The 14062-nt window shown below is 61.0% G+C and carries 11 protein-coding genes; 9 read left to right on the top strand and 2 right to left on the bottom strand.

The features are described 5' to 3' along the window. Positions 1–66: 66 nt before the first annotated feature. A complete protein-coding gene (locus EJA71_RS06465; RefSeq protein ID WP_158955281.1) occupies positions 67–840 on the bottom strand; it encodes an AraC family transcriptional regulator in 774 nt (257 codons plus the stop codon). A gap of 230 nt (positions 841–1070) precedes the next feature. On the opposite strand from EJA71_RS06465, the gene EJA71_RS06470 reads away from it, so the two are divergent. The 7 genes from EJA71_RS06470 to EJA71_RS06500 all read left to right on the top strand — a co-directional run bounded on the left by EJA71_RS06470 (position 1071) and on the right by EJA71_RS06500 (position 9398). Further along, positions 1071–2696, top strand: coding sequence for an APC family permease (locus tag EJA71_RS06470; RefSeq protein ID WP_158955283.1), 1626 nt, complete (start codon positions 1071–1073; stop codon positions 2694–2696). Positions 2697–2718: 22 nt separating this feature from the next. Continuing rightward, positions 2719–3645: a 4-hydroxyproline epimerase gene (locus EJA71_RS06475; RefSeq protein WP_158955285.1), complete on the top strand. Its 927-nt coding sequence runs from the start codon at positions 2719–2721 to the stop codon at positions 3643–3645. A gap of 55 nt (positions 3646–3700) precedes the next feature. Further along, entirely contained in the window at positions 3701–4648 is a 948-nt protein-coding gene (locus tag EJA71_RS06480; RefSeq protein ID WP_158955288.1) for a dihydrodipicolinate synthase family protein, read from the top strand. Between the two features lie 72 nt (positions 4649–4720). Continuing rightward, complete coding sequence (locus tag EJA71_RS06485; protein WP_158955290.1) at positions 4721–6313, top strand: aldehyde dehydrogenase (NADP(+)); 1593 nt, start codon at positions 4721–4723, stop codon at positions 6311–6313. Beyond that, a complete protein-coding gene (locus EJA71_RS06490) occupies positions 6303–7568 on the top strand; it encodes an FAD-binding oxidoreductase (protein WP_158955292.1) in 1266 nt (421 codons plus the stop codon). Before EJA71_RS06485 ends, EJA71_RS06490 begins: the two co-directional genes overlap by 11 nt. A gap of 110 nt (positions 7569–7678) precedes the next feature. Then, entirely contained in the window at positions 7679–8374 is a 696-nt protein-coding gene (locus EJA71_RS06495; RefSeq protein ID WP_306110079.1) for a class I SAM-dependent methyltransferase, read from the top strand. 109 nt (positions 8375–8483) lie between these two features. Then, positions 8484–9398 carry a LysR substrate-binding domain-containing protein gene (locus tag EJA71_RS06500; RefSeq protein ID WP_158955294.1) on the top strand — a complete coding sequence of 305 codons (915 nt, stop codon included), beginning with the start codon at positions 8484–8486 and terminating at the stop codon, positions 9396–9398. 54 nt (positions 9399–9452) lie between these two features. On the opposite strand, the gene EJA71_RS06505 is transcribed toward EJA71_RS06500, so the two are convergent. Further along, a complete protein-coding gene (locus EJA71_RS06505; RefSeq protein WP_158955296.1) occupies positions 9453–11123 on the bottom strand; it encodes a BCCT family transporter in 1671 nt (556 codons plus the stop codon). Between the two features lie 300 nt (positions 11124–11423). On the opposite strand from EJA71_RS06505, the gene EJA71_RS06510 reads away from it, so the two are divergent. Beyond that, positions 11424–12605 (top strand): aromatic ring-hydroxylating dioxygenase subunit alpha, encoded by a 1182-nt coding sequence (locus EJA71_RS06510; RefSeq protein WP_158955298.1) that lies wholly within the window; start codon positions 11424–11426, stop codon positions 12603–12605. 14 nt (positions 12606–12619) lie between these two features. Then, on the top strand, positions 12620–14059 hold the full coding sequence (locus tag EJA71_RS06515; RefSeq protein WP_158955300.1) for an aldehyde dehydrogenase family protein: 1440 nt from the start codon (positions 12620–12622) through the stop codon (positions 14057–14059). The last annotated feature ends 3 nt before the right edge of the window (positions 14060–14062 follow it).

The following is a 14062-nucleotide window of genomic DNA, read 5'->3' on the forward strand; positions in this document are numbered from 1 at the left end:
CAGGCTGCGATCTTTTGATGTTGTTTTTAAAAAGACAGATCAAAAGATCGCAGCCTGCGGCAGCTCCTACAGAGGTGAGGTGGCTTGGCGATATTGGCGGGGGGTGAATCCGGTCGAGGCTTTGAACTGACGGGTGAAGGCGCTGTGATCGGTGTAACCGCATTGCAGCGCGACCTCAGTGATCGGCAAGTCCGTATGCAGCAATCGATGGGCATGTTCCAGGCGCACTTTCTGGATCATCTGCCGTGGCGTCAGGTGAAACACGCGCTTGCAGTAGCGCTCCAGTTGCGCGACTGAAATACCGGCGATTTTAGTCAGCTCGCCGAGGGTCACGCGCCGATTGAAATGCGCGCGAATATGCTCATCGACAGCAGCCAGTCGCTGGAACGCCGGATGGGTTTCGCTGGCCGATTGCAGATCGACCGAGATACCCGCCAGACCGATGATCTCGCCATCGCGGTTATACAACGGCTGTTTGTGCGTCAGGCACCAGCCCGGTTCGCGACTGCCATACAGATGCAGCTCCAGCTGATCTTCCAGCACGAAGCCCTCCTCCAGCACTTTGCGATCCTGCTCGGTGTAACCCGGCCCCAGCTGCGCAGGGAAAACCTGCGCGCTGGTTTTACCGAGCAGCGGCCCCAAATCTTTCAAGCCGCAGCGTTGCACCAGTGTGCGATTGGCGAGGACGTAACGGGCCTGCACATCCTTGATGAAAATCGCCGCGTTGGGGATCACGTCGAGCATCGGCAACAGCAATGCCGCGCCGGCCAACAGCTCTTCCAAAGTCTGCGGATGATTGTCGCCAACGCCTTGGGCCAGGAGCGAAAACGCGTGCTGCATCAAAGAATCCCCTCGTAACCGGATTGGCCAAGTGCCCGCCCTGCAGCGTTCGCGTGCAGATTGCAGGATCGTTCAGCGCATGTCGAGAGCCGCGTTTAATCGGCGCAATTGTGCTGAATTCGTCATCCAACCCATCGCAAAACATCAATCGCCGCGCGACCGATGAGTTCAAAGTCTGGCCGTCCCAGTGACACAACTGCCTATCCAATAACTCACAAGAAGGCGATGCCATGTCAGGCCAAGGCAAGTTCAAAAAACAGCTTTCACTGATCGACCTCACATTTATCGGACTCGGCGCGATCTTCGGCTCCGGCTGGTTGTTCGCGGCCAGTCACGTGTCCGCGATTGCCGGGCCGGCAGGGATTTTCTCCTGGCTGCTGGGCGGTTTTGCCGTGCTGTTGCTGGGCATCGTTTACTGCGAACTGGGCGCAGCCCTACCGCGTGCCGGCGGCGTGGTGCGCTACCCGGTTTACTCCCACGGGCCGCTGCTCGGTTATCTGATGGGCTTCATCACGCTGATCGCGTTTTCCAGTCTGGTGGCCATCGAAGTGGTTGCCTCGCGCCAATACGCGGCGGCTTGGTTTCCCGGCCTGACCAAGGCAGGCAGCGGCGATCCGACGATCCTCGGCTGGATGGTGCAGTTCGGCCTGTTGTGCGTGTTTTTCCTGCTCAACTATCGCAGCGTGAAGACCTTCGCCAAGGCCAACAATTTGATCAGCGTGTTCAAGTTCATCGTGCCGCTGCTGGTGATCGGTGTGCTGTTCACCTTCTTCAAACCGGCCAACTTCGAGGTTCAGGGCTTCGCCCCGTTCGGCCTGTCCGGTGTCGAGATGGCGGTGTCGGCGGGTGGCGTCATTTTCGCTTATCTGGGACTGACACCGATCATCTCGGTGGCCAGTGAAGTGAAGAATCCGCAGCGCACCATTCCGATCGCGTTGATCCTGTCGGTGCTGCTGTCGACGCTGATTTACGTACTGCTGCAAATGGCTTTTCTCGGCAGCATCCCGACCGAAATGCTCGCCAACGGCTGGGCCGGGATCAGCAAGGAATTCGCCCTGCCTTATCGCGACATCGCCTTGGCGCTGGGCGTGGGCTGGCTGGCGTATCTGGTGGTGGCCGACGCGGTGATCTCGCCGAGCGGCTGCGGCAACATCTACATGAACGCGACCCCGCGCGTGATCTACGGCTGGGCACAGACCGGGACCTTCTTCAAAGTCTTCACCCACATTGATGAGAAGTCCGGCATTCCGCGCCCGGCGTTGTGGCTGACCTTTGCCCTGTCGGTGTTCTGGACCCTGCCGTTCCCGTCGTGGGAAGCGCTGATCAACGTGGTCTCCGCTGCGCTGGTGCTGAGCTACGCCGTGGCCCCGGTTTCCGTGGCGGCCCTGCGCCGCAACGCACCGAACATGCCGCGCCCGTTCCGGGTCAAGTGCATGGGCGTGCTCGGGCCGGTGTCGTTCATCATCGCCGCGCTGATCGTTTACTGGTCGGGCTGGAACACCGTGTCATGGCTGCTCGGCCTGCAGATTCTGATGTTCGTGGTTTATCTGCTGTGCGGTCGTTTCGTGCCGACCGCTCACCTCAATCTGGCCCGCCAAGTGCGCTCGTCGGCGTGGCTGATCGCCTTCTACGCGGTGACCATCGTCCTGTCGAAACTCGGCACCTTCGGTGGCCTCGGCATCCTCACTCACCCCTTCGACACCATCGTCGTCGCCGCTTGCGCCACCGGTATCTATTACTGGGGCGCCGCGACAGGCGTGCCGGCGCACCTGCTGCGCCTTGAAGATGACGACGAGGAAAGCGAAGTCGTAGCGCCCGCCTCAACCGTGTCTGCGCGCCCTGCCGGCGCTTACTGAACTCACCCAACGGGATCCATTCATGAAAGAACTACACGTCATTGATTCCCACACCGGCGGTGAACCGACGCGCCTGGTGATGAGCGGCTTTCCTGATCTGCCGGGCAGCAGCATGGTGGAAAAACGCGATGCCCTGCGCAATCAGCATGATGCATGGCGCCGCGCCTGCCTGCTGGAACCGCGTGGCAACGATGTGTTGGTCGGCGCGCTGTATTGCGCGCCGGTCTCGCCGGAGGCCACCTGCGGGGTGATTTTCTTCAACAACGCCGGCTACCTCGGCATGTGCGGCCACGGCACCATCGGCCTGATCAACTCGTTGCAGTACCTGGGAAAAATCCAGCCGGGCGTGCACAAGATCGACACGCCGGTCGGCCCGGTCAGCGCCACGCTGCATGACGACGGCTCCGTCACCTTGGGCAACGTCCCCGCCTACCGCCACCGCAAACAGGTGCCGGTGGACGTGCCGGGATTCGGCCAGGTATTCGGTGACATCGCCTATGGCGGCAACTGGTTTTTCCTCGTCTCGGAGCACGGCCAAACGTTGACGATGGACAACGTCGAACACCTCACCGCCTACACCTGGGCGATGCTCAAGGCCCTCGAAGACCAAGGCATTTACGGCGAAGACGGCGCGGTGATCGACCACATCGAACTGTTCGCCGATGACGCCAACGCCGACAGCCGCAACTTCGTCATGTGCCCCGGCAAAGCCTACGACCGCTCCCCGTGCGGCACCGGCACCAGCGCCAAACTCGCCTGCCTCGCCGCCGACGACAAGCTGCAACCCGGCGCGACCTGGGTGCAGGCAAGCATCACCGGCAGCCAGTTCGAAGGCCGCTTCGAATGGGAGGGCGAGCGCATTCGCCCGTACATCACTGGCCGCGCCTACATGACCGCCGACAGCACGCTGCTGATCGACGAAACCGATCCGTTCGCGTGGGGCATCTGAACCGCTGCGATGACTTTTCACCTCAATTTGAATGATGTGCCAAGGAGTTAAAACAATGAGCGACAACATCTTCACCGGTTGCATGCCAGCCCTGATGACCCCATGCACCGCCCAACGCAAACCGGACTTCGACGCGCTGGTGGCCAAGGGTCGCGAACTGATCGATATCGGCATGAGCGCCGTGGTCTATTGCGGTTCGATGGGCGACTGGCCGCTGCTGACCGAGGCCGAGCGTCAGGAAGGTGTGGCGCGTCTGGTCGCCGCTGGTATTCCAACGATTGTCGGCACCGGCGCGGTGAATTCCCGTGAAGCGGTTTCCCATGCGGCACATGCGGCGAAAGTCGGCGCGCAAGGCTTGATGGTGATTCCACGCGTCATGTCCCGTGGTGCGTCGCCAGCCGCGCAAAAGGCTCACTTCGCGGCCATTCTGCAAGCCGCACCGAATCTGCCGGCAGTGATCTACAACAGCCCTTACTACGGCTTCGCCACCCGCGCTGACCTGTTTTTCGAACTGCGTCGCGAGTACCCGAACCTGATCGGCTTCAAGGAGTTCGGCGGTGGCGCCGACCTGCGCTATGCCGCGGAAAACATCACCTCCAAGGACGATGACGTGACCCTGATGGTCGGCGTCGACACGCAAGTGGTGCACGGTTTCGTCAACTGCAACGCCACCGGTGCCATCACCGGCATCGGCAACGCCCTGCCCCGCGAAGTGCTGCAATTGGTGGCGCTGAGCAAGCAAGCGGCGAAGGGCGATGCGAAGGCGCGACGTCAGGCGCGGGAGCTGGAATCGGCGCTGGCGGTGCTGTCGTCGTTCGATGAAGGTTGCGATCTGGTGCTGTATTACAAGCATTTGATGGTGCTCAACGGCGACAAGGAATACACCCTGCACTTCAACGAAACCGATGTATTGAGCGACTCGCAACGGCGTTATGCCGAGCAGCAGTACTCGCTGTTCCGTCACTGGTACGAGAACTGGTCGGCCGAGCAAAACTTCGCCTGACACGTCCCCTCACCTGTCGCGAAGCCTTGTGCTGCACGGCAGGCCTCCCTCTTTTTTCATCAGGAAGACACCATGACTCTGACGGGCCACATGCTGATCGGGCAGCACACGGTTGCGGGCAACCGCACCGCCATTCACGCAATCAACCCGGCCACGGATGCTGCGCTGGAACCGGCCTATGCCGGTGGCTCGGCCGAGCACGTCGAGCAGGCGTGCGCATTGGCCTGGGCGGCGCTGGACGCCTACCGCGAAACCACCCTCAGTGCCCGCGCCGACTTTCTGGAAAGCATTGCCGCTGAAATCGAAGCCCTTGGCGATGAATTGATCGACCGCGCACACGCCGAAACCGGCCTGCCCACAGCGCGCTTACTGGGCGAACGCGGGCGTACTTGCCAACAATTAAGAATGTTCGCCCGCACCGTGCGCGCCGGTGAATGGCTGGATGTACGTGTCGATAACACACAGCCACAGCGCCAGCCATTGCCGCGTTCGGATTTGCGTCAGCGCCAGATTGCACTGGGGCCGGTGGCGGTGTTTGGTGCGAGCAATTTCCCCCTGGCATTTTCGGTGGCCGGCGGTGATACCGCTTCGGCACTGGCGGCCGGTTGCCCGGTAGTGGTCAAGGCGCACAGCGCGCACCCCGGCACCAGTGAACTGGTCGGTCGTGCCGTCGCGCGAGCGGTGAAAACCTGCGGTTTGCCAGAGGGCGTGTTTTCGTTGTTGTACGGTTCCGGGCGCGAAGTCGGCATTGCGCTGGTCAGCGATCCGCGCATCAAAGCCGTCGGTTTTACTGGTTCCCGCGCTGGCGGATTGGCCTTGATTCAAGCGGCGCAGGCCAGGCCCGAGCCGATTCCGGTGTATGCGGAAATGAGTTCGATCAATCCGGTGTTGCTGTTTCCGGCGGCGTTGCACAACCGCGCGCAGGCGTTGGCTGAAGGGTTTGTCGGTTCGCTGACCTTGGGCGCCGGGCAGTTTTGTACCAATCCGGGATTGGTCATTGCCCGTAAAGGCCCGGCCCTCGAGGAGTTCATGGGGGCAACAGCCAAGTGCATCGAGACGCGTGCGGCGCAAACGATGCTCACGCCGGGTATCTACAACGCGTACGAATCGGCCGTGAAAGCGCTAGCCGAGAACGCGGGTGCACGTATCGTTGCGGCGGGGCAAATCGGCACTGGGGCGAATCAGGGTCAGGCGCATGTCTTCGTCACGCAAGCGGCGAATTTCCTGAGCGATCACAACCTGCAAGCCGAAGCCTTCGGCGCGGCGTCGTTGATCGTGCAATGCAGCAGCGACGAGGAAATCCGTCAGGTTACCGAGCAACTCGAAGGCCAACTGACTGTCACTCTGCACCTCGACGACGCCGACCTTGAACAGGCTCGCTCCCTGCTGCCGACACTGGAGCGCAAGGCCGGTCGCCTGCTGGTAAACGGCTGGCCAACCGGTGTGGAAGTTTGCGATGCGATGGTCCATGGCGGGCCTTTCCCGGCCACCTCCGACGCGCGCACGACCTCGGTCGGCACCGCCGCTATCCTGCGATTCCTGCGCCCGGTCTGCTATCAGGATTTCCCCGACAGCTTGTTGCCCGCCGCACTGAAACAGGCCAATCCGCTGCACTTGCGGCGCTTGCTCGACGGGCAAAGGGAAGCCGCGAACCATGGCGAATAACGTCTCCTGCGACATCGCAGTGGTCGGCGCCGGCATCATCGGCGTCGCCTGCGCACTGCGTCTGGCGCGCCAGGGTTTGCGCGTGATGGTCATCGATCAGCAGCCGCCCGGCCACGGCGCCTCGTTTGGCAACGCCGGACATCTGGCGACCGAACAGGTGTTCCCGATTGCCGACGCCTCCATCCTCAAACGCCTGCCGGCGATGCTGTTGGATCCGATGGGGCCGCTGCGCCTGGACTGGAAATACCTGCCCCGCGCCTTGCCGTGGTTCACCCGACTGTTGCTGAACCTGCGCGCCGAGCCTTTTCAGAAAACCGTGGCCGGACTACGCGCACTCAACGAAAGCAGTCTCGACGCTTGGCATCGATTGCTCAGCGATATCCAGCGTCCTGATCTGCTCAAGGTCGACGGCTCACTGTTGGTGTTCGAAAAGCCTGAGTCCCGCCAAGCCATCGAAGCCCTGCAAGCGCGGATGACTCAGCAGCAGGTCGCGGTCGATTACTGGCAGGCCAGTGCCATCCGCGACACCGCGCCGCAACTCAGCGAACAGATTCAGGGCGGCCTGTTCTTCCCGCGCACCGGGCATTTCATCGATCCCTATCGCGTGGTCTGCGAACTGGTGGAAGCGGCGCAAGCCAGCGGCGTGAGTTTCCTGCAACAACAGGTGCAAGGGGGCTATGTGCAGGAACACGGCGTTTCGCTGCTCACCGGCGATGGCGGCATCAGTGCAAGCCGCGTGCTGATTGCCTGCGGCGCGCACTCGGCAAAACTCACCGCCGCACTCACCGGCCAAAAAGTCCCGCTGGACACCGAGCGCGGCTATCACCTGATGCTGCCGCAGGAACACGATCGCCTGCCCTTCCCCGTCACCTCGCTGGAGCGCAAATTCATCATGACGCCAATGACCGAAGGCTTGCGCCTGGCCGGCACCGTCGAGTTCGCCGGGCTTCACAAGCCGCCGAGCATGGAGCGCGCATGGCAACTGCTTCGTTTGAGTCAGGGGTTATTTCGCAAGGATTTGAACGTAGATGCAGCGACACCGTGGATGGGCTTTCGTCCATCGTTGCCGGATTCATTGCCGGTGATTGATCAAGTGTGCGATGGCAAGGTGTTGCTTGCGTTCGGGCATCAGCATTTAGGATTGACGCAGGCGGCGGTGACGGCGGAGATGGTGGTGCGGATGGCTGCGATACCCACAGCGATTGCTCCGGGCGACTTACCCACCAACGACGCCTACAGGCTTGATCGCTTTTAAAAAAACGGCCGTGGTCGCGAAAATTTGACAGGCCAACCTTAGCCCGACAAAGTCGCACCCCTTTTTCCCGCCAACGATGCCGCAAACATCAGGCACATCAGGGGTTGCCGTTGAACGAAAACACTTTGTCCATGCGCCTGGAGCGTGTGGCCGCACACGTGCCGGCTGGTGCGCGGCTGGCCGATATCGGTTCCGATCACGGGTATCTGCCGGTGGCGTTGATGCGCCGTGGCGCGATTGAGGCGGCGGTGGCGGGTGAAGTGGCGTTGACGCCGTTTCAGGCGGCGCAGCGCACGGTGCGTGAAAACGACCTGCAAGCGCGAATCACCGTGCGCCAGGCCAATGGCCTGGCGGCGATCAAACCCGCAGACCGGATCACCGCGATCAGCATCTGCGGCATGGGCGGCGAGACCATCCGCGACATTCTCGAAAACGGCAAAACGCACCTGAGCGGCGACGAGCGCTTGATCCTGCAGCCCAATGGTGGCGAGCAACCGTTGCGCCTGTGGTTGATGGAAAACGGCTACCGCATCCTCAGCGAAGAAGTGCTGCGCGAAAGTCGCTTCGACTACGAAATCATCGTCGCCGAGCGCGCCGAAGCGGTCCGCTACACCGACAAGGAATTGTATTTCGGTCCCTTGCAAATGCAGGCGCGCAGCCCGGCATTCCTGATCAAATGGCAGCACAAACTTCACCACAAGCAGAAGACCCTCAGCCACCTCGCCCGCGCGCAGCAGGCGTTGCCAGAAGACAAAATCGCGGACGTTCGTCGAGAGGCGCAGTGGATCACTGAAATGCTGGCGTAAGCCATCTGTCGTACCCGGTACTGCCCGGTCACAAAAAACTGGCGGCCCTTGAACGCCTTCTGCACAATCGGCGCACGCTGCACAAAACCTATAAGAAAGTGATCGCCCGATGAAACTGCAACCCCTGCCACCGCTTAACAGCCTAGTGGCATTCGAGGCCGCCGCTCGGCATTTGAGCTTTACCCTGGCCGCTCGTGAACTCAACGTTACCCAAGGCGCCATCAGCCGCCAGATCCGTGTGCTCGAAGACTATCTGGGCACGCCTTTATTCGCCCGCACCACCCGCGAAATCAACCTGACCGTCACCGGCAAGAGTTACTGCGAAACCGTGCGCGAAAATCTGCAACAGATCGCCCATGCTACCGCCGGTGTGCGGCATTGGCGCGGTGCGCAGCAGGTCACCGTGGTGACGAGTACGGCGATGGCATCGCTATGGTTGCTGCCGCTGGTGTCAGAGTTTCAACGTCAGCATGAAGAGATCGACCTGCGCATTATTGCCACGGATCAGATCAGTGACTTCTCGCGGCTGGATTGTGATCTGGCGCTGTATTACTGCAGCAAGCCACCGAAGAACATGCAGGTGACGCCGCTGTTCAGCGAAGAGATTTTTCCGGTGTGCAGCCCGGCGTATCTGGCGCAACACCCGCAAATCACCGACCCGCAGCACCTCGGCGAATGCACCTGGTTATGGCTGGAAGACCCGCAGAGTGACTGGATCGGCTGGAAGGATTGGTTCAATCATCTGGGCTACCCGGTGCCGGAGCCGCGCCGGCGGATCAATATCAACAGTTATTCGATGCTGATCCAATCGGCACTGGCCGGCCAAGGGATCGCGCTGGCGTGGTCGAACCTGATGGGCGATCACTTGCAGGCCGGCAATCTGGTCAAACCCGTGGATATTTATCTGCGCACCGAGGCGCAATTCTGTTTGCTCGAGCCCTTGGGGCGCGCGGCCAATCGCCAAAGCGTCAACCGCTTCCGCCAATGGTTGATGCACCACATCGCAGAAACGATCCACGGCTGAAAAAAAACCGGCGATTGATTCGCCGGTTTTTTCATGGGTTCGCTGCAGGTTGATTTATGCCAGTTCTCGGGATGGCATCACCGCCGCGAAAGCACCGTTATTGTCTGCCGCCATCGGCTCATTGGCCGTCGCACGCATCACCATCAATCCTTCCGCAGAACTCATGGTGTCGGCGCGCAAGCTGCGCAGCAGGCTGTAGCCGGTGACCAACAGAAACACCGCGATGGGCAAACCGATGATGATGCTTGCCATCTGAATCGCCACCAGGCCGCCAGCCAACAACAATCCGCCAGCAATCGCCCCTTCCAGCACGCACCACAGCACGCGGATCCAGTTCGGCGGATTGATGCTGCCCACCGAGTTGAGCATGCACAGCACTTGCGTCCCGGCATCGGCGGCGGTGACGAAATGCACCGCCAACAGCAGGCAGACGATCACGCAAAGAATGCCGCCAGTGACCGGGCCGTCGAGACGTTCCAGCAAGGTAAACATCGCGGCCGTGGTTTCTTTTTGGGTTGCCTGCAACACCGGGCCACCAGTAAACGGCGTTGCTTCAACCTGCTCGGCCACCGGCAATTGTGCATGGGCGTGGCGGGCCTGTTGCTCATCATTCAGGGCCGAGCCACCGAACACCGACATCCATAGAATGGTCACCAGCGTCGGCACCACCAGCGCGCCGAGGATCAGTTCGCGAATCGTCCGGCCCTTGGAAATGCGCGCGATGAACAAGCCCACAAACGGCCCCCACGTCATCCACCATGGCCAGTAGAACGCGGTCCAGCTGTTCTGCCAGCCGCTGTCGGCCTGGGTGTCCGTCCACAAACTCAGGCCGACGATGTGCTGAACGTAATCGCCCGTCGCTTCGAAGAAAAAGTTGAGGATGTAACGGGTCGGACCGAGCCACAGCACCACCAGCATCAAGGCGAACGACATCCACATGTTCAGCGTCGACAGGCGCTTCATGCCCTTGGACAACCCGGCCACGAGCGACACCGCCGCAATCAAGCTGACGAAGGCGATGATCGACAGCTGAAAACCGATACTCACCGGCAACTGAAACACCTGATGCAAACCGGTGTTGATCTGCACCACGCCAAGACCCAGCGACTGCGACACACCGAACGCGGTGATCGCCACGCCTAGGATGTCCACCACATGGCCGATCGGCCCGTAGATGCGCTTGCCAATCAGCGGATAAAGAATCGAACGTAGCGCCAGCGGCAAGCCTTTGCAGTAGGCGAAATAGGCCAGGCTGACGCCGATCATGGTGAAGATCGCCCACGGGTGCAGGCCCCAGTGGAACAGGGTCAGGCGCATCGCAACGGTCGCCGCTTCGTCGCTCAGGCCAGGTGCGAAGGGGTTATTGGCGTAGTGCAGAACCGGTTCTGCGACCGACCAGAAGATCAAGCCAATGCCCATGCCGGCACTGAACAACATCGCAATCCATGCGCTGAAACTGAACTCCGGAACGTCATGCTCTCGACCCAGTTTGAGTGCGCCGTATCGGCTGCACGCAATCATCAGCAGTACGCCGAGCAGGCCGCTGACCAAGGCGAGATAGAACCATTTGAAGTTGTGGAGGATGGCATCGGAAGCGGTCTTGAACACGACGGTTGCCTGATCGCCCTTCAGGGCGCAGAGCAGAACGAAGGCAATGACCATGGCGACCGACACGACAGTCACGGTTGGATTGAGCCCTTTGAAAAGGCCACTGGTGGCACGCATCAGCTGTCTCCCTTGTTTTTGTAGTACAGCGCTTTACGGGATTTTTTTGTAGGCAATGTCTGTCGCTCATTGCGCGGCCAACAATGAGCGAGCCTTGAGCGCTCAACAAACCATTTAATCTCATGGATTAATGAGATTTCAGCATGAGTATCCATGCGGTTTTCTACTCCGTCATAAATGACTTTTTCTCATTAATCGGCGTTGAAAAATGGTTTGTTCGCCACCCGCCACGCCCTGAAGAATCACTCCGGACAACAGGCCGACAAGGCCGACCTACCGTGCGATCTGGAGAAAACAATAATGGGCATCGCCAACCTCATTCCCGTCCACAGCCTGGAAAACGTCCTCGCCCCTATCGAGCACGCCCACGGCCTGACCAACGACTTCTATACCGAACAACGCTACTTCGAACTGGACCGTGATCAGGTGCTGGGCAAGAACTGGGCGTGCATCGGTTTTGCCACTGACCTGCCGACCAATGCCTACGTCAAACCCGTCGATTTCATGGGCCTGCCGCTGCTGATGATGCGCAACCGCGAAGGCCAGGTGCAGGTGTTCCACAACGTCTGCAGCCACCGTGGCGTGAAACTGGTGCAGGAGGCCGGGACCATTCAAGGCATGATCCGCTGCCCTTACCATTCCTGGACTTATGATCTGAACGGTGCCCTGCGCGGCACGCCGCATGTGGGCGGGATCAACCAGCACAAGGACGAACGTTTCGCCTGTGAAAAGCACGGTCTGAAAGCATTGCGTAGTGCGATCTGGATGGACATGGTCTTCGTTAACCTGTCCGGCGATGCCCCGGCACTGGAAGACGCCCTCGCCCCGTTGACTGAACGCTGGAAGCAATTCCTTGGCGACGACGGCATGAGTCTGATGCGTCGCGAAGCCCACAGCGGTGCGATGGCGATCGAGGTCAATTGCAACTGGAAACTCGCGGTCGAGAACTATTGCGAGGCCTATCACCTGCCGTGGGTGCACCCGAGCCTGAACACCTACTCGCGCCTGGAAGATCACTACAACATTCTCTTCGACCAGTTCGCCGGTCAGGGCAGCTACGCCTACAACCTCTCGGACGTCGCCGGCACGCATTTGCCGATGTTCCCGTCGTGGCCGACCGACCGACTGCGCAACGCCGAATACGTAGCGTTCTTCCCTAACGTGCTGCTGGGCATCCAGGCCGACCACGCCTTCGCGATGATGCTGGAGCCAATCGCCCCCGGCAAAACCGTCGAGCACCTGCGCCTGTTCTACGTCGGTGACGAAGCGCTCGACCCCCATTACGAAGCCGCGCGCAACGCGGTGATGGAATCCTGGCGCGTGGTGTTTGCCGAGGACATCGCTTCGGTTGAAGGCATGCAGAAAGGTCGCAGCTCACCGGGCTATAACGGCGGCGCTTTCTCGCCGGAAATGGACCTGCCGACTCACTACTTCCACAAGTGGGCCGCGCGTTCGTTGCTCGACACCGTCAAACCAGCCTGAGCCGGAGAATCACCATGACCATCACACATTGGCTCAACTACATCGACGGACAGTGGCTCGACAGCGATCAGCAACTGACCATTCTCAACCCGGCGGACAATCAGCCGGTGGCAACCATGGCCCAGGCCAGCGTCGCTGATGCCGAGCGTGCGCTGCAAGCCGCCCGGCGTTGCGCCGACAGCGGCGAGCTGACGCGTGTGCGGCCGGCGCAGCGCGTCACCTGGCTGCTGGAAATTGCCCGGCAGATTCGTCTGGTGGCCGATGAAGGCGCGCAGATTCTCTGCGCCGAAAACGGCAAGACCCTGAACGACGCCCGCGACGAGTTCACCGAAGCGGCGCGGTACTTCGAGTATTACGCCGGGATGGCCGACAAGATCGAAGGCATCTCCGTGCCGCTGGGCAACGGCTACATGGATTTCACCGTGTACGAACCGATGGGCGTTTCGCTGCAGATCGTGCCGTGGAATTTCCCCGTGTCGATCTGTGCGCGCTCACTGGCACCAGCCCTCGCGGCGGGCAATGCCGTGGTGGTGAAATCGCCCGAGCTTTCGCCGCTGGGCCTGTGCGTGTTGATGCAGGCCATCGAACGCGCCGGCCTGCCACAAGGTGCGGTCAACCTGATCTGTGGCCGTGGCCGCGAAGTCGGGGCTTATCTGGCCGGACACAAGCAGGTCGACCAGATTGTCTTCACCGGCTCGGTGCCGACCGGGCAAAGCATCCTCCGTGCCGCCGCTGAAAACGCCGTGCCGAGTGTGATGGAACTGGGTGGAAAATCCGCCGCACTGGCATTCGCCGATGTTGATCGTGAGCAACTGCTAAGCAGCGTGCGCAACGGGATTTTCTTTAATGCCGGGCAAGTCTGCTCGGCGATGTCACGGTTGCTGGTGGAGCGCTCGATTTACGCCGAAGTGGTCGAGCAAGTCGCCGACATGGCGCGCAATCTGCGCGTTGGCCCGGGCGTGGAAAACGCCGAGCTGACCCCAGTGATTTCCGCCGGCCAGTTGCGCGGGATCGAAGCCATGTGCCAACGGGCGCAGGCGCAAGGTGCGCGGGTGGTGGCCGGTGGCGAAGCCGTCAGCGGCACCCACGGCAACTACATGCAGCCGACGGTGTTCTGCGACGTCACCCCGGACATGGAAATTGCCAGCAGCGAAGTGTTCGGCCCGGTGCTGGCGATCATGCCGTTCGACAGCGAAGAACAAGCGATTGCCTTGGCCAACGGCACGGATTTCGGTCTGGTGGCCGGTGTCTTCACCCAGGATCTGAACCGTGCCCTGCGCTGCGCGCGACGTTTGCGCGCCGGGCAGGTCTTCATCAACGAGTGGTATGCCGGCGGCATCGAAACGCCATTCGGTGGCGTCGGCCTGTCCGGCTACGGTCGTGAAAAAGGTCAGGAAGCGCTCTACAGCTATGTGCGCACCAAGAATCTGGCCGTGCGTATCCAGGGCGAGTGAGGA

The organism is Pseudomonas sp. PB106 (genome assembly GCF_009764645.1).
Taxonomy (GTDB): domain Bacteria; phylum Pseudomonadota; class Gammaproteobacteria; order Pseudomonadales; family Pseudomonadaceae; genus Aquipseudomonas.

Coding starts and splice junctions, on each gene's coding strand:
- EJA71_RS06465 (WP_158955281.1), bottom strand. CDS start 840: ATGCAGCACGCGTTTTCGCTCCTGGCCCAAGGCGTTGGCGACAATCAT.
- EJA71_RS06515 (WP_158955300.1), top strand. CDS start 12,620: ATGACCATCACACATTGGCTCAACTACATCGACGGACAGTGGCTCGAC.
- EJA71_RS06490 (WP_158955292.1), top strand. CDS start 6,303: ATGGCGAATAACGTCTCCTGCGACATCGCAGTGGTCGGCGCCGGCATC.
- EJA71_RS06470 (WP_158955283.1), top strand. CDS start 1,071: ATGTCAGGCCAAGGCAAGTTCAAAAAACAGCTTTCACTGATCGACCTC.
- EJA71_RS06510 (WP_158955298.1), top strand. CDS start 11,424: ATGGGCATCGCCAACCTCATTCCCGTCCACAGCCTGGAAAACGTCCTC.
- EJA71_RS06475 (WP_158955285.1), top strand. CDS start 2,719: ATGAAAGAACTACACGTCATTGATTCCCACACCGGCGGTGAACCGACG.
- EJA71_RS06480 (WP_158955288.1), top strand. CDS start 3,701: ATGAGCGACAACATCTTCACCGGTTGCATGCCAGCCCTGATGACCCCA.
- EJA71_RS06500 (WP_158955294.1), top strand. CDS start 8,484: ATGAAACTGCAACCCCTGCCACCGCTTAACAGCCTAGTGGCATTCGAG.
- EJA71_RS06505 (WP_158955296.1), bottom strand. CDS start 11,123: ATGCGTGCCACCAGTGGCCTTTTCAAAGGGCTCAATCCAACCGTGACT.
- EJA71_RS06485 (WP_158955290.1), top strand. CDS start 4,721: ATGACTCTGACGGGCCACATGCTGATCGGGCAGCACACGGTTGCGGGC.